The organism is Micromonospora sp. NPDC047620 (genome assembly GCF_043205005.1).
In the GTDB taxonomy this organism is placed as follows: domain Bacteria; phylum Actinomycetota; class Actinomycetes; order Mycobacteriales; family Micromonosporaceae; genus Micromonospora.
The window spans coordinates 22,535-35,945 of sequence record NZ_JBIDDG010000016.1; the positions used below are offsets into that span (position 1 = coordinate 22,535).

General features: G+C 74.8%; 16 protein-coding genes. 9 read left to right on the forward strand and 7 right to left on the reverse strand.

Annotated features, from left to right (window positions below; genetic code table 11):
- Window positions 1-40 precede the first annotated feature (40 nt).
- The 4 genes from ACGF5C_RS20700 (at window position 41) to ACGF5C_RS20715 (ending at window position 1,995) form a co-directional block, all read left to right on the forward strand.
- A complete protein-coding gene (locus ACGF5C_RS20700) occupies window positions 41-427 on the forward strand; it encodes a hypothetical protein (protein ID WP_393268567.1) in 387 nt (128 codons plus the stop codon).
- Between the two features lie 112 nt (window positions 428-539).
- A complete protein-coding gene (locus tag ACGF5C_RS20705; protein WP_350709602.1) occupies window positions 540-707 on the forward strand; it encodes a hypothetical protein in 168 nt (55 codons plus the stop codon).
- A 114-nt stretch (window positions 708-821) separates the two neighbouring features.
- Window positions 822-1,349 (forward strand): tRNA adenosine deaminase-associated protein, encoded by a 528-nt coding sequence (locus tag ACGF5C_RS20710; protein WP_393303857.1) that lies wholly within the window; start codon window positions 822-824, stop codon window positions 1,347-1,349.
- Between the two features lie 193 nt (window positions 1,350-1,542).
- Window positions 1,543-1,995, forward strand: a complete 453-nt coding sequence (locus ACGF5C_RS20715) for a nucleoside deaminase (RefSeq protein WP_357696155.1) — start codon at window positions 1,543-1,545, stop codon at window positions 1,993-1,995.
- Between the two features lie 28 nt (window positions 1,996-2,023).
- Here the strand turns inward: ACGF5C_RS20715 and ACGF5C_RS20720 are convergent, their stop codons facing one another.
- Together ACGF5C_RS20720 and ACGF5C_RS20725 are read right to left on the reverse strand one after the other, a co-directional pair.
- Window positions 2,024-3,187 (reverse strand): sensor histidine kinase, encoded by a 1,164-nt coding sequence (locus ACGF5C_RS20720; RefSeq protein WP_393303859.1) that lies wholly within the window; start codon window positions 3,185-3,187, stop codon window positions 2,024-2,026.
- The gene (locus ACGF5C_RS20725) at window positions 3,184-3,840 is read right to left on the reverse strand and encodes a response regulator transcription factor (protein ID WP_393303861.1); all 657 of its coding nucleotides are present in this window, start codon (window positions 3,838-3,840) and stop codon (window positions 3,184-3,186) included. The genes ACGF5C_RS20720 and ACGF5C_RS20725 overlap by 4 nt, the downstream gene beginning before the upstream one ends.
- 159 nt (window positions 3,841-3,999) lie before the next feature.
- Here ACGF5C_RS20725 and ACGF5C_RS20730 point away from each other — a divergent pair, with 159 nt between their 5' ends.
- The 4 genes from ACGF5C_RS20730 to ACGF5C_RS20745 are packed head-to-tail and all read left to right on the forward strand — an operon-like array spanning window position 4,000 to window position 7,545.
- Window positions 4,000-4,527, forward strand: coding sequence for a hypothetical protein (locus tag ACGF5C_RS20730; protein ID WP_393303863.1), 528 nt, complete (start codon window positions 4,000-4,002; stop codon window positions 4,525-4,527).
- Window positions 4,524-5,606, forward strand: coding sequence for an efflux RND transporter periplasmic adaptor subunit (locus ACGF5C_RS20735; protein ID WP_393303865.1), 1,083 nt, complete (start codon window positions 4,524-4,526; stop codon window positions 5,604-5,606). Before ACGF5C_RS20730 ends, ACGF5C_RS20735 begins: the two co-directional genes overlap by 4 nt.
- Window positions 5,603-6,301: an ABC transporter ATP-binding protein gene (locus ACGF5C_RS20740; RefSeq protein ID WP_393303867.1), complete on the forward strand. Its 699-nt coding sequence runs from the start codon at window positions 5,603-5,605 to the stop codon at window positions 6,299-6,301. The genes ACGF5C_RS20735 and ACGF5C_RS20740 overlap by 4 nt, the downstream gene beginning before the upstream one ends.
- Window positions 6,301-7,545 carry an ABC transporter permease gene (locus ACGF5C_RS20745; RefSeq protein ID WP_393303869.1) on the forward strand — a complete coding sequence of 415 codons (1,245 nt, stop codon included), beginning with the start codon at window positions 6,301-6,303 and terminating at the stop codon, window positions 7,543-7,545. The genes ACGF5C_RS20740 and ACGF5C_RS20745 overlap by 1 nt, the downstream gene beginning before the upstream one ends.
- 55 nt (window positions 7,546-7,600) lie before the next feature.
- Here the strand turns inward: ACGF5C_RS20745 and ACGF5C_RS20750 are convergent, their stop codons facing one another.
- The 5 genes from ACGF5C_RS20750 to ACGF5C_RS20770 all read right to left on the reverse strand — a co-directional run bounded on the left by ACGF5C_RS20750 (window position 7,601) and on the right by ACGF5C_RS20770 (window position 11,955).
- On the reverse strand, window positions 7,601-8,068 hold the full coding sequence (locus ACGF5C_RS20750) for an acyl-CoA thioesterase (protein WP_393303871.1): 468 nt from the start codon (window positions 8,066-8,068) through the stop codon (window positions 7,601-7,603).
- Window positions 8,065-8,703, reverse strand: a complete 639-nt coding sequence (locus tag ACGF5C_RS20755) for a TetR/AcrR family transcriptional regulator (protein ID WP_393303873.1) — start codon at window positions 8,701-8,703, stop codon at window positions 8,065-8,067. Before ACGF5C_RS20755 ends, ACGF5C_RS20750 begins: the two co-directional genes overlap by 4 nt.
- Window positions 8,704-8,810: 107 nt before the next feature.
- Window positions 8,811-10,346 carry a hypothetical protein gene (locus tag ACGF5C_RS20760; RefSeq protein ID WP_393303875.1) on the reverse strand — a complete coding sequence of 512 codons (1,536 nt, stop codon included), beginning with the start codon at window positions 10,344-10,346 and terminating at the stop codon, window positions 8,811-8,813.
- Window positions 10,343-11,221 (reverse strand): ABC transporter ATP-binding protein, encoded by an 879-nt coding sequence (locus tag ACGF5C_RS20765; protein WP_393303877.1) that lies wholly within the window; start codon window positions 11,219-11,221, stop codon window positions 10,343-10,345. Before ACGF5C_RS20765 ends, ACGF5C_RS20760 begins: the two co-directional genes overlap by 4 nt.
- The gene (locus ACGF5C_RS20770; protein WP_393303879.1) at window positions 11,221-11,955 is read right to left on the reverse strand and encodes a hypothetical protein; all 735 of its coding nucleotides are present in this window, start codon (window positions 11,953-11,955) and stop codon (window positions 11,221-11,223) included. The genes ACGF5C_RS20765 and ACGF5C_RS20770 overlap by 1 nt, the downstream gene beginning before the upstream one ends.
- A 132-nt stretch (window positions 11,956-12,087) precedes the next feature.
- On the opposite strand from ACGF5C_RS20770, the gene ACGF5C_RS20775 reads away from it, so the two are divergent.
- On the forward strand, window positions 12,088-13,407 hold the full coding sequence (locus ACGF5C_RS20775; protein ID WP_393303881.1) for a sensor histidine kinase: 1,320 nt from the start codon (window positions 12,088-12,090) through the stop codon (window positions 13,405-13,407).
- Window positions 13,408-13,411: the final 4 nt, after the last annotated feature.

Consider the following 13,411-nt stretch of genomic DNA (forward strand, 5'->3'; position numbering starts at 1 on the left):
GGTACGGTGGGACGAGCCGCACGGCAGAGGGGAGGCGCAGGTGACGACCGGACCGTACGCCTTCCCGCCCGACCCGGACCTGCGCCCGGCGCCGCGTGCCCCCTCGGGGCTCTTCCCCGCCGGGCCGCCGTCGCGCCCCACCTACCGCGAGCCGCACCCGGTCACCGGCGTGGGCGTCGCCGTGGGCGGCGGCGCGGCGACCGTCTGGCTGCTCCTGTTCGGCCTGCTCGGCCGCAGCGTGTCCGAGTACGCCTGGTGGACGGTGGCGGCCGGCGGCCTGGCCTGGCTGGCCGCGCTGCTGCTGGTCCGCGCCGGCGACCGGGGGGTGGCCACCGGGGTCGCGATCGTCACCGCCGGCGGGTGGAGCATCGCCGCCGCCGTCGTGGCGGTGCGCTGGGCGTCGAGCGGGGACTGGCCGCTCTGGTAGGCCCCGGTCACGAGTGGGTCCGGACGGCGGGCGCGGCTGCGCTGCGTCGCGGGTCGGCTGCGCAGCGAATCCCGTCTTGACGTGGCCGCCCGGACTCGGCACTCTCGGCGGTATGGCCTGGACCACTCCGCGGCTCGATCCCGAGCGCAGCCGTCGTCGCCAACAGCTCCTTGCCGAGTTGGCGGGTGCCCGGGCGGTCCGCCAGCGCGAGCGGCCGCAGCGGGTGCGGAGCGAGCGGCTGCGGGAACTCATCGCCACCCGCCGTCGCGTCGCCGGCTGACGAGAGTTTCCTCGGGATTGACCGGCCCTTCGGGGCGTTGACCGGTCGCCTGCCGACCCGACCGGCTAACGTGCACGCGTAACGGGTCGGCGTGCCGAGGCTTTTGGGGGGACCGTGTCGTACTTCGCTGCGGCGGTCGTGCGTGACGGCGGCGGCTGGACCGCGGCCGAGGTGAACCTGCGGGGCGTCACCGACGTCGACGACGTCGCCGACCGGCTGCGCGACGTCGACCAGGACGCCGACCTGTCGCTGCTCTTCGTCGAGGCGGACGACGCCTACCTGGTGATCCTGCGCCTGGACGAGGGGGAGGACCTGCGGGTCTTCGGCTCCGACTCGGCGTACGCGGAGGAGTCCCGGCTGGGCGCGCTGCTGGTGGGAGACCTCAAGACCTCGGTGACGGGGATGGACGACACCGACGAGCCGCGCCCGGCCCCCTCCGGCGACGAGGAGAGCGAGCAGCCCGCCGTCGACCCCGAGGCCGACCCGGTCGGCGACGCCGACATCCTGGCCGACCTGGGCATCCCCGCGCAGAAGCTGCTCAACCTCTGCGCGCAGGAGGGCATGATGCCCGCCGACGTGACCGCCGAGGTGTGCCTGATGCTCGGCTGCGCCGACGAGGTCGAGGAACTGCGTGAGGTCTGACCCGTCCGGTGCCGCCGGGCCGGGTCGGTCGGGGGCCGGCGGCGGGGAGCCGGCCGACGCCACCGATCCGGCACTGGAGACCGTACGGCCGGGACAGCCGACCCCCGGCTCGGTCGGCCGGGTCGGGCCCGGCGCGCACGAGGGCCTGGCCGACCCGGACGGCGCCGGCCGGCGGCAGCGGCACGAGCTGTGGATGCGCCGGGCGCTGGAGGTCGCGGTCACCGGGCCGGCGGAGCCCCCCGGCGGGGCGGGCGAGGACGCCTCCGACGACATCCCCGTCGGCGCCGTGCTCTACGGGCCGGACGGCGCCGAGCTGGCGACGGGGCGCAACGAGCGGGAGCTGACCGGCGACCCGACGGCGCACGCCGAGGTGCTGGCGCTGCGCCGGGCGGCGGAGCGGCTGGGTCGCTGGCGGCTCGACGGCTGCACGCTGGTGGTCACCCTGGAGCCGTGCACGATGTGCGCGGGCGCGCTCGTGCTGGCCCGGGTGTCCACCGTGGTGTTCGGCGCGTGGGAGCCGAAGACCGGGGCCGCCGGCTCGCTCTGGGACGTGCTGCGCGACCGTCGGCTCAACCATCGGCCGGAGGTCTACGGCGGCGTCCTGGAGTCGGAGAGCGCCGCGCTGCTGCGCGCCTTCTTCCGCTGAGGCAGGCCGGTCTGCCCCCGGGTGGGAGTCAGGCGGGCGGCAGCTCGACCGTGACGTCCAGCCCGCCGCCGTCGCGGGGCCGGGCCGTCACCGTGCCGCCGTGCGCCCGGGTCGCCGCCCGGACGATGGACAGCCCGAGGCCGAACCCGCGGCCACCGCCGATCCGCTCGCCGGAGAGCCGGCGGAACGGCTCGAAGATGGCCGCCATCTCGTAGCCGGGCACCACCGGGCCGGTGTTGCTCACGGTCAGCGTCGACCGCCCCGCCACCACGCCGGTGCGGATCCCGACCCACCCGCCGGTCGGCAGGTTGTGCCGCAGCGCGTTCTCCACCAGGTTGGTGGTGACCCGTTCCAGCAGCACCGGGTCGCCGGTGACCGGCGCCGCCGCCAGCTCCCGGTCCACCACCGGCCCGGCGCCCGCCCGGACCGCCTGGTCGACGACGTGCGCGGCCACCTCGGCCAGGTCCACCCGGGACCGGGCGGTGAGTTCGTTCTCCGAGTCGGCCAGGGTGAGCAGACCGTCGATCAGCCGCTCGTGCCGCTCGTTCACCGCGAGCAGCAACTCGCCCAGCCGGCGGACGTCCTCGGACGCGCCCGGCCGGGTGACGGCCAGCTCGATCAGCGAACGGTTGAGCGCCAGCGGGGTGCGCAGTTCGTGTGAGGCGTTCGCGACGAACCGGCGCTGCCCGTCGAACGAGCGGTCGAGCCGCTCCACCATCTCGTCGAAGGTGTCCGCCAGCTCCCGGACCTCGTCCCGCGGCCCGGAGAGCGAGATGCGTTCGTGCAGCCCGCGTCCGGCCACGTCGGCGCCGGCGATCCGCCGGGCGGTCCCGGTGATCTGGTGCAGCGGTTGCAGCGCCCGACCGGCGACCAGCCAGCCGAACGCGATGGCCACCACGGAGACCAGGACCAGCGCGATACCGCCCTGGGTGAGCAGCGAGTACAGGGTCTGGTCCCGGGCGTCGTCCTGGGCCCGGCCGACCAGCACCCGCAGCTGCTCGGCCGGGACGCCGTTGATCTTCGGCTCCATCCCCTGGACGACCGGCTTGGCGTCGCGCAGCGCCATCCCGACCGGCTGCGTCGTGCGCTGTTCGACCAGTACGTAGGTGACCGCGAGCAGGACCAACCCGGCGACCAGGAAGAGGCTGCCGTAGATCAGGGTCAGCCGGGCCCGGAGGGAGAGGCGCTTCACGAGATCCGGTATCCCACACCGGGCACGGTCTCGACCACCGGCGGGTCGCCCAGCTTGCGGCGCAGCTTCATCACGGTGACCCGGACGACGTTGGTGAACGGGTCGATGTGCTCGTCCCAGGCCCGCTCCAGCAGCTCCTCGGCGGAGACCACCGAGCCGTCGGCGCGCAGCAGCTCGACCAGCACCGCGAACTCCTTGCGGGACAGCGGCACGTACCGGCCGTCCCGGTGCACCTCGCGGCGGCCGGGGTCGACCACGATGCCGGCCCGGACCAGCGTGGGCGGTGCGGCGGGGCGGGCCCGCCGGCTCAGCGCGTGCACCCGGGCGGAGAGTTCGACCAGGGCGAACGGCTTGGTCAGGTAGTCGTCGGCGCCGAGTGCCAGGCCGGCCACCCGCTCCCGGACGGCCGCCGCCGCGGTGAGCATCAGCACCCGCGTCTCCCCGCCGCCGTCCACGATCGTCCGGCACACCTCGTCGCCGTGCACCAGCGGCAGGTCCCGGTCGAGGACGACCACGTCGTAGTCGTTGACGCCGAGCCGCTCCAGCGCCGCTTCGCCGTCGTACGCGACGTCGACCGCGAACGCCTCCCGGCGCAGCCACTCGGCGATGCTCTCCGCGAGCAGGCTCTCGTCCTCCACCACCAGCACTCTCACCCGCCAATGGTGCCGCGCCCCGGATAACGCCGCCGTTAACGCCGCCGATTACGCCCCGGATACGCCCCCTGTCGTCGACTGGTCGGGACGCCCGGTGGAGCGCCGGGCCGAACGGGGGGTGCCCGGCGACGTCCGCCGGGCCCGGAGAGGAAGCGTGTCATGCGACGAGGACTACTCGCGGTGCCGCTGCTGGTCGCCCTGGCCGTCGCCGGCTGCGGCGGGTCGGGCGACGGACCGGCGGTGGCGACGGCGGGCGGAGGCGGCGGTGCCGAACCGGTGCCCGCCTCCGCCGCCGCCCAGCTCAGCGACGAGGAACGGCAGTTGAAATTCGCCGGGTGCATGCGGGAGAACGGGGTGGAGGTGCCGGACCCGGAGCCGGGCGGCGCCCGGCTGTTCCGGTTCGACGGGAAGACCGACCCGGCAAAGGTGCAGGCGGCCATGGAGAAGTGCCGGCAGCACCTGCCGAACGGCGGGGAGAAGCGGAAGCTCGACCCGGAGCAGGTGGAGCAGCTGCGCAAGCTCGCCGCCTGCATGCGGGAGAACGGCGTGCCCGAGTTCCCGGACCCCTCCACCGACGGCGGCATCCAACTGCGGCTCGACGCGATGAAAGTCGACGACCAGCAGATGAAGGCCGCGATGGAGAAGTGCCGGCAGTACGCGCCGAAGACCGCCGGAGCCGCGCGGTGAGCGCTCGTCGGTTCCGGCTCCGGACGGTCGCGCTGGCGGCCGCCGTCGTGGGCGCGGCCGCCGTCGGTGTCGCCGCCGCGGTGGGCTTCGACGGGACCGACCGCAGCACCGCCGCCGCCGACACCGCCCCGCCGGCCACCGCCACGGTCACCCGGCAGACGCTGACCGACGCCCAGACCGTCGACGGCGAGTTGGGGTACGGCACCACCCGCACCGCCTCCGTCCGACTGAGCGGGACGATCACCGCGGTGCCGGACACCGGTGCGACGGTGAAGCGGGGTGGGCGGCTCTACGCCGTGGACAACGACCCGGTGGTGCTGCTCTACGGGTCGCTGCCCGCGTACCGGGTGCTCCAACCCGGCGTGGAGGGGGCGGACGTCGAGCAGTTCGAGCGGAACCTCCGGGCGCTCGGCCACGACGGCTTCACGGTCGACGACGAGTACACCGGCAGCACCGCCGACGCGGTCCGGCAGTGGCAGGAGGAGCTGGGGCTGCCCGAGACCGGCCGGGTCGAGCCGGGCCGGATCGTCTACGCGTCCGGCGCGGTCCGGGTGGAGAGCCAGCAGGCGGCGCCCGGGGACGCGGCCCAGCCGGGCCAGGCGGTGTTGACGTACACCGGCACCAGCCGGTTGGTCACGGTGGAGCTGGACGTCGACGACCAACGGCTGGCGAAGAAGGGCGGCGCGGTCTCCGTCAGGCTGCCCGACGGTGGGCCGGTCAACGGAAAGGTCGAGACCGTGCAGACGGTGATCGACGCCGGCACCGGCGGCGCGCCGGGCCAGGACAGCGAGGCCGAGACGAAGATCGAGGTCACCGTGTCGGTGGCCGACCCGGCGAAGCTCGCCGGCTACGACCAGGCGTCGGTGGAGGTCACCTTCACCGCCGCCGAGCGCCCCGACGTGCTCACCGTGCCGGTGGCGGCGCTGCTGGCCCTCGCCGAGGGCGGCTACGGGGTGGAGGTGGTCGACGCGGGGCGGGGCCGCGTCGTCGCGGTCACCACGGGGCTCTTCGCCGCCGGCCGGGTCGAGATCAGCGGCCCGGACGTGGCCGAGGGCATGACCGTGGGGATGCCGGCATGACCGCTGACGCCGTCGTGCTGGACGGGGTGAGCCGGACGTACCCGGGCGGGGTCGTGGCGCTGCGCGAGGTGTCGCTGCGGATCCGGTACGGCGAACTGCTGGCGATCGTCGGCCCGTCCGGGTCGGGCAAGTCCACCATGCTGCACCTGATCGGCACGCTGGACCGTCCGTCCGCCGGCCGGGTCCGGATCGACGGGTACGACGTGGCGACCCTGCCGGACCGCCAGCTGGCCGCGCTGCGGGCCCGCCGGATCGGCTTCGTCTTCCAGCAGTTCCACCTCGCCGCCGGCACGCCTGTGCTGGACAACGTCGCGGACGGGCTGCTCTACGCCGGCGTACCCCGGCGGGAGCGGCGGCGGCGCGCGGAGGCCGCGCTCGACAGGGTCGGGCTCGGGCACCGGCTGACGCACCGGCCGCACGAGCTCTCCGGCGGCGAGCGGCAGCGGGTCGCGGTGGCCCGGGCGGTGGTGGGGGAGCCGGCGGTGCTGCTCGCCGACGAGCCGACCGGCAACCTCGACTCGGTGGCCGGTGCCGGAGTGCTGACGCTGCTGCGCGAGTTGCACGTGGCGGGCACCACGGTCGTGGTGATCACGCACGACCGGGAGATCGCCGACGGGCTGCCGCGGCAGGTGCGGATGCGGGACGGCCGGGTGGTGGCCGACTCGGCGGCGCTGGTCTCCGAGGGGGTGCGCTGATGGCGGTGGACACCCGGCGCGACCGGCGTGGGCTGACGGTGGTGGACAACCGGCCGCGGCTGGTGCCGGCCCGGCTGGGGCCGGCCGACGTGCTCCGGGTCGGCGGGGTGGGGCTGCGCACCCGGCCGCTGCGCGCGTTCCTCTCCGCCCTGGGCATCGCGATCGGCATCGCGGCGATGGTGGCGGTGGTCGGCATCTCGTCGTCGTCCCGCGCCGACCTGGACCGCGCCCTGGACCGGCTCGGCACCAACCTGCTCACCGTGGCCCCGGGCAGCACGCTCTTCGGTGACCAGGCGCGGCTCCCGGTGGAGTCGGTCGCCATGATCGGCCGGATCGGGCCGGTGACCGCGGTGGCCGCCACCGGGCAGGTGCCGGAGACCCCGGTCTACCGCTCCGACCGCATCCCGCCGGGCGAGACGGGCGGCATCGCCACCCGGGCCGCCCAGCTCGGGCTGGTCGACACCGTCGGCGCGACGGTACGCAGCGGCACCTGGCTGAACGCGGCCACCGAGCGGTACCCGGCCGTGGTGCTCGGCGACGCCGCCGCCCGGCGGCTCGGGCTCGGCGCGGCCGGCCCGGACGTGCAGGTGCACCTCGGCGGCCGGTGGTTCACCGTGGTCGGCATCCTGGCGCCGGCCCCGCTCGCCCCGGAGTTGGACGGCTCGGCGCTGGTCGGCTGGCCGGCCGCGGAGACGTACCTGGGCTTCGACGGGCACCCGACGACCGTCTACACCCGGTCGCGGGAGGCGTCGGTGGAGGCGGTCCGGTCGGTGCTCGGCGCGACCGCGAACCCGGAGGCGCCGAACGAGGTGGAGGTGTCCCGGCCGTCGGACGCGCTGGCGGCCGCGGAGGCCACCGACGAGGCGTTCAACGGCCTGCTGCTGGGCCTCGGCGCGGTGGCGTTGCTGGTCGGCGGTGTCGGGGTGGCGAACACCATGGTCATCTCGGTGCTGGAGCGGCGCGCCGAGATCGGGCTGCGGCGCTCGCTGGGTGCCACCCGGGGGCAGGTTCGCACCCAGTTCCTGGCCGAATCGCTGCTGCTCTCCGCGTTGGGCGGGGCGGGCGGGGTGCTGCTCGGCATCCTGGTCACCGCCGGCTACGCGCTCTCCCAGGGGTGGCCGACCGTGGTGCCGGCCTGGGCGGTGGTCGGCGGCGTGGCGGCGACTTTGGCGATCGGTGCTGGCGCCGGCCTGTATCCGGCCGTCCGCGCCGCCCGGCTCGCCCCCACGGAGGCGCTGGCCTGACGGTTCGGGTGCGTCTGTGGTCGCCTGCGCGACCGGCGGACGCACCCTAACCGTGTCAGGCGGGGCTCGGGGCGGGGCGGAGCAGGGTGGCGGCCACCGCCTGCGCGGTCTCGGTCCACGGCGCCGGGCGCAGAGTGGCCGGGTCGAGCCGGACGATGGCGCGCCGGCCCTCGGCGTGCACGGTGCGGCCGTCGGTCGAGCGGAACTGGTAGGCGTACTCGGCGCTGCTGGTGCCGAAGTGTTCGAGCCAGAAGTGCACCGCCACGGGTCCGGTGCCGGTGATCGGGGCGCGGTAGGTGATGGTGAACTCGCGTACCGCGTGGAACACGTCGGGGGCGCTGCGCTGCGCGCCCTGGAACGAGACGCCCCGGGCGGCCCAGTACGCCGTCAGGGCCCGTTCCAGCAGCACCGCGTACCGGGCGTTGTGCAGGAGGCCGAGGGCGTCGAGGTCGTCGAAGTGCACCGTGACGGGCTCGACGTGACCGAACTCGACGGCGGGCTGGTCGGCGATGGCGTGGCTCATGAGCGGCCTTCCGGTAGCAGGGTGGGGTCGGGGCACAGCGCCCGTAGGCGGTTCAGCAGGCCCTGGCGGGCGTGCCGGTAGGCGGTGTCGGGGTCCAGCAGCCGGGAGCGCAGCGCGGCGGTGATCCCGAGCGCGTCGATCTCGTACGCCAACTGCGGGACGTCGGTGTCGGCGGGTAGCTCGCCGGCGTCGACGGCCTCCCGGACGAGCCGTTCGAGGAACGCGGCCCAGCGGCCGAACACCTCGGCGAGCCGGTCCCGGACCGGGCCGGGGCGGGCGTTGTACTCGAAGTCGGTGCTGGCGAAGAAGCAGCCGCCGGGGAGTACCCGGGCGGCGTAGAAGTCGATCCGGGCCTGGTGCAACGCCCAGAGCCGCCGTACGCCCTTCGGGGCGCCCAGGGCCGGCTCGACGATGCGTTCCTGCCACTGCTCGACCGCCCGGTCGACGGTGGCGAGCTGGAGCGCCTCCTTGGAGCGCCAGTGCGCGAACAGGCCGGACTTGCTGACCCCGAGCGTGTCGGCGAGCTGAGCGAGGGAGAGCCCGTGCAGGCCGACCTCGGTGGCCAGCACCACGGCGGCGTCCAGCGCGGCGGCGCGGCTCCGCTCGCCCCGCGCGAGGCGTCCGTCGACGGTCATGGGCAGAGGCTAATCAAAAAGCACGAGCGTTCGTATTTGTTTCTGGTGTGATCGTGGCCACGAAAGCGCCGCCCGCCATCCGGGGATGACGGGCGGCACCGACGCCGTCAGCGGCGGGCCTCGCGGGTGGCGGTGGCGGCGAGGGCCACCACCAGCAGCAGCGCCGCCACGGCGCCCACCCCGACGGGCGCCGGACCGCCGGCCAGCGCGCCCATGTAGTCGAGGCCGGCGACGCCGTTGGCCACGGCATACCAGAGCGCCGGATACGTGGCCTGGAACAGCCGGTGGGTGCGAGCCAGCACGCCCAGGGCCAGCGCGAGCGCCGGGATGAAGGCGGCCCCGGCCAGCCAGTCCCCCAGGTCGCCGACGGCGGCCATCCGCACGGCCGGGCCCAGCCCGACGAGCGCGGTGAGCAGGAAACCGGCGAGCCACTGCGCCAACACCCGGCTGGCGGGGGACGGGTAGGCGCCGAGCAGCGCCTCGACGCCGTGCTCGCGGGCGTGGGTGCCGAGCCGGGACCAGACCAGCACCGGCCAGACCCACGCCGCGACGAGCGCGGCCCGCGAGGCGCTGGCGGGCAGGGCCGCCCCGGCGACGACCAGCACCGCGACACCGAGCCACCACCACCAGGAGACACCCCGGACGAGGATCCGCAACTCGCCGGCGAGTAGGCGGCCGAAGGAACGCCCGCGCCGTGGCGCGGTCCGGGGCGACGACACCACCGGGTACGCCGTCGCGGGAGGCTCGACCGGTGCGGCGGTGGCCGGCGCGGGCGCGGCGGGGACGACCGCGCGGGCCGGGTCGAAGCGGCCGAACCAGACGGCCGGCAGGATCACCGCCACCGCCGCCACCAGCACGAGCACGAACCGTTCGCCGACGAAGCCGGCGGTGAAGTCCACGCCTGTCCAGGGGATCGCCCGGGGCGGACTGTCCAGGTACATCAGGCCCAGCGCGAACTCGGTGACCGTCAGGCCGCGGGCCGCCAGTTCGTCGCGCATGGAGTCGGCGAAGAGGTGCACGCCGAACCCGCCCAGCGGGGCGTCCGCCGACTGCCCGACGACGATCGAGGCCATCGACAGGAAGAACCAGACCAGGTTCCCGACGCCGGTGCGCAACACCGGGGTCGTCTCGAACACCACCGCGGCGGCTCCGGTGAGCGCCAACACCGGCAGCGTGAACAGCGCGAACGGCAACAGCAGGGCGACCGGGTCGACGGCCCGGGACTCGCCCCGCGCCAACTGCAGCACCAGCGCCGTCCCGGCCAACGTCACCGCCATCGAGCCCAGCACCAGCAGGTTGCTCAGGAACTTGCCGAGCAGGTATCCGCAGGTGCGAAGCGGCGTCGCGGCGAGCAACTGCCCCACGCCGGTCCGCTCGTCGTGGGCGATCGCTGTCCGGATCACGTAGAAGCCGCCGACGGAGAGCCACAGCGCTCCGGCCAGCGCGGTCACCGTACCGAGGTAGGCGCTGTTGTAGACACCGCGGTACGCCCCCGAGTTGACGATGGTCCAGTTGGTTCCGGTCGCGGGCGCCGCCAGGTAGCCCAGCCCGACGGCGGCCAGCAGGACCACCAGGTACCCCGGGCGGCGTACGCGCTCGCGGAAGTCCGCGACGGCGAGCGCCCCCAGCATGCCCGGCCTCATCGGGCCAGCTCCGGCATCCCGCCCACCACCGCGAGGTAGGCGTCCTCAAGGTCGGGTGACACCGGCGTCGCGTCCGGCCCGGGCGCGGTGGTCGACAGCAGCCGTACGCGCACGCCGTGCGCGGTGCGGACCATCCGGCTGACCGGATGCCGGGCCTGCACCGCGGCGACCGAGTCCGGCCCGACGACCGTCTCCCAGACGTGCCCCGTCACGGTGCGCAGCAACTGCTCCGGTGCGCCGCGGCGCAGCAGCCGACCCTGAGCCACGATCGCGATGTCGTTCGCCACCGACTCGATGTCGGACACGATGTGGGTGGAGAGCAGCACCAGCCGGTCGGCGGCCAGTTCGCTGAGCAGGTTGCGGAAGCGCACCCGCTCCTGCGGGTCCAGGCCGGCGGTGGGCTCGTCGACGATGACCACTCGCGGGTCGGCGAGCAGCGCCTGCGCGATGCCGACCCGGCGCAGCATGCCGCCGGAGTACCTGCCCAGCGGGCGCCTGACCGCCTCTGTCAGGTTGACGGTCTCCAGCAGTTCGTCGATGCGTGCGCGGGCGGAGCGGGCCGCGAGCCCCTTGACGGCCGCCAGGTACGACAGGAATTCTCGGGCGGTCAGGTTGGGGTAGGCGCCGAAGTCCTGCGGCAGGTAGCCGAGCTGACGCCGGAGCACCTCGGGCTTCGCGACGACGTCGGCGCCCTGGAAGAGCAGTTGCCCGCTCGTCGGCCTGGTGACGGTGGCGGCTATCCGCATCAACGACGACTTGCCCGCACCGTTGGGGCCGAGCAGGCCCACCACGCCGGTGCCGAGCCGCATGGTGATCCCGTCGACGGCCCGCTTCCGACCCTTGTGGATTTTGGTGATGTCGTTCAGCTCCAACATCAGCTCACCTTTCGTACGGTAGCGGTGTAGCCCTCGCCGGCGGTGACGGTGACCGTTCGCCTGCTGGCCGGATCGCTGGTGAGCGCGGAGCCGCCGGGCGTGGCGACGATGCGGTAGGTCTCCGCTCCGCCCGGCAGCGCGACCTTGGCGGAGCCGTCGGCGCGGACTTCCACCCGGTTCGGCGGGGCGGCGAAGACGAGGTCGACGTTCCGGCCGCTGGACGTGGCGATGACGTCGGGGGAGCGCGCCCCGGTGACGTCGATGTCGTACTCGGCGTCGAGACGCAGGGTCCCGGCGGGTTTCTCGACGCGCAGCCAGCCGTCGGTCACCGTCGCGGTCAGGTCGGCGCTCAGCCCGACCACCCGTACCGCGGCGTTGTTGGTCACCCGGACCGCGACGCCCGCCGGCACGTGAACGATGTGCCGGCCCGTGCAGTCCGGCACCAGGCCGCTGCACGTCACCCGCAGCCGGAGCCTGTCGCCGTCAAGGGACCAGGACGCGTTGCCGCGGAGGGTGGCCTTGCCGGTCAGCGACCGCTCGACTTCGACCGCCGCGCCGGTGCCGGCGACCAGGCGTAGTTCGGCGCCGTCGCTCTCGATCACCAACTGTTTGCTGGACAGGGCGAAGTCGCGCCGGTCGTCGCGCGCTTCGTTGATCGCTCGCACGTCGGCGCAGCCGGTAACGGCCGCGGCGGTCACGACGGCGGCGGCGGTCAAGGTGGGGACAGGGCGCATGAAGGGCTCCCGAGACGGGGAAAGGGATGCCCAAAGCTCACCACCCGGCGCGGGTGCGGAGCACTACGGCCAAGCGCCCAAAGCAGGGTAGAGCCAGGCATACCTCGACCGCGGGAGAGATATGGTGGCCCGGTGCCCGACCCGCCGCCGCAGACGCTGATCAGGGCGGTCGTCCGGCGCCGATTCGTGGTCACCGGGTGGCCATGGCGGTCACTGGGCTACCTGCTGACCACCCCGCCGATGGTGCTCGTGGCAGGGCTACCCCTGGCCGTGCTCGCCCTGCCCTGGGCCGTACTGCTGCACCAGGCCACGACGGGGGACGCCCCGACCCCCGCCGAACTGGCGCTCCTGCCGTTGGCGGGAGCCGGGCTGCTGGCGGCGTTCGGCCCACTGGTGGCACTGCCGGTGGCGGCGGTGGAACGCTGGCGGCTGCGGCTGGTCGACACCCGGCCCGTCGAACCGGCGCACCGGCGACCGCTCGCCGGCGGCCCGGGGTGGTGGCTGCGCAGCCGCTACGCCGAGGCGGCCACCTGGCGGGCGCTGGGCTACGCGGCCCTGCTGTCGACCGTGGTGCCGGTCGCGTACGGCGTCGTGCTGGTCCTGCTGCTGTTGATCGTGGCGTGGGTCGCCAGCCCGCTGATGGTCTCCGGCGGCCCGCTCGCGCTCGGCTTCGGCCAGGTCGCCACCGCCGCCGACACGGTGCCGTACGCGCTCGCCGGCGTCGCGTTGCTGCCAGCCGTCCCGTACCTGCTGGCGCTGCTCGCGAGCGCCCACGGGGCGGCGGCCCGGGCGCTGCTCTCCGCCCGGCCGGCCACCCGGCTTCACGCCGAACTGGTCGAGGTGGCGCGGTCGCGGGCCCGCCTCGTCGACGCGTTCGAGGCCGAGCGCCGCCGGATCGAGCGCGACCTGCACGACGGTGCCCAGCAGCGGCTGGTCGGCCTGACCCTGCAACTCGGGCTGGCCCGCCTCGACCTGCCGGCCGACTCGCCCGCCGGCAAGGCTGTGGCGGGCGCCCATGAGCAGGCGAAGCAGCTGATGACCGAGCTGCGGGAACTCATCCGCGGCATCCATCCGCAGGTGCTGACCGACCTCGGGCTGCCGGCGGCGCTGCACGAACTGGCCGACCAGGCGCCGATCGAGGTGACCGTCGACGCCGACCTGCCAGGGCGACCACCCGCCCACGTCGAGTCGACCGCCTACTTCGTGGTGGCCGAGGCGCTCGCCAACGTGTCCAAGCACAGCGGGGCCACGGCGGCGACCGTCACCGCCAGCCAGCGGGGCCAGACCCTCGCCGTCGAGATCCACGACAACGGGCAGGGCGGGGCAGACCCGGCACGCGGCACCGGCCTGACCGGCCTGGCGGACCGGGTCTCCGCGGTGGGTGGACGGATGTACCTGACGAGCCCGGCGGGCGGGCCGACCCTCATCCTCGTGGAGCTTCCGTGCAGGTAGAACG

Excerpts from the sequence above, each read along its gene's own strand:
- ACGF5C_RS20730 (WP_393303863.1), top strand. The coding sequence starts at position 4,000 with ATGCGACGAGGACTACTCGCGGTGCCGCTGCTGGTCGCCCTGGCCGTC.
- ACGF5C_RS20765 (WP_393303877.1), bottom strand. The coding sequence starts at position 11,221 with ATGTTGGAGCTGAACGACATCACCAAAATCCACAAGGGTCGGAAGCGG.
- ACGF5C_RS20715 (WP_357696155.1), top strand. The coding sequence starts at position 1,543 with ATGCGCCGGGCGCTGGAGGTCGCGGTCACCGGGCCGGCGGAGCCCCCC.
- ACGF5C_RS20740 (WP_393303867.1), top strand. The coding sequence starts at position 5,603 with ATGACCGCTGACGCCGTCGTGCTGGACGGGGTGAGCCGGACGTACCCG.
- ACGF5C_RS20745 (WP_393303869.1), top strand. The coding sequence starts at position 6,301 with ATGGCGGTGGACACCCGGCGCGACCGGCGTGGGCTGACGGTGGTGGAC.
- ACGF5C_RS20705 (WP_350709602.1), top strand. The coding sequence starts at position 540 with ATGGCCTGGACCACTCCGCGGCTCGATCCCGAGCGCAGCCGTCGTCGC.
- ACGF5C_RS20760 (WP_393303875.1), bottom strand. The coding sequence starts at position 10,346 with ATGAGGCCGGGCATGCTGGGGGCGCTCGCCGTCGCGGACTTCCGCGAG.
- ACGF5C_RS20750 (WP_393303871.1), bottom strand. The coding sequence starts at position 8,068 with ATGAGCCACGCCATCGCCGACCAGCCCGCCGTCGAGTTCGGTCACGTC.
- ACGF5C_RS20755 (WP_393303873.1), bottom strand. The coding sequence starts at position 8,703 with ATGACCGTCGACGGACGCCTCGCGCGGGGCGAGCGGAGCCGCGCCGCC.
- ACGF5C_RS20770 (WP_393303879.1), bottom strand. The coding sequence starts at position 11,955 with ATGCGCCCTGTCCCCACCTTGACCGCCGCCGCCGTCGTGACCGCCGCG.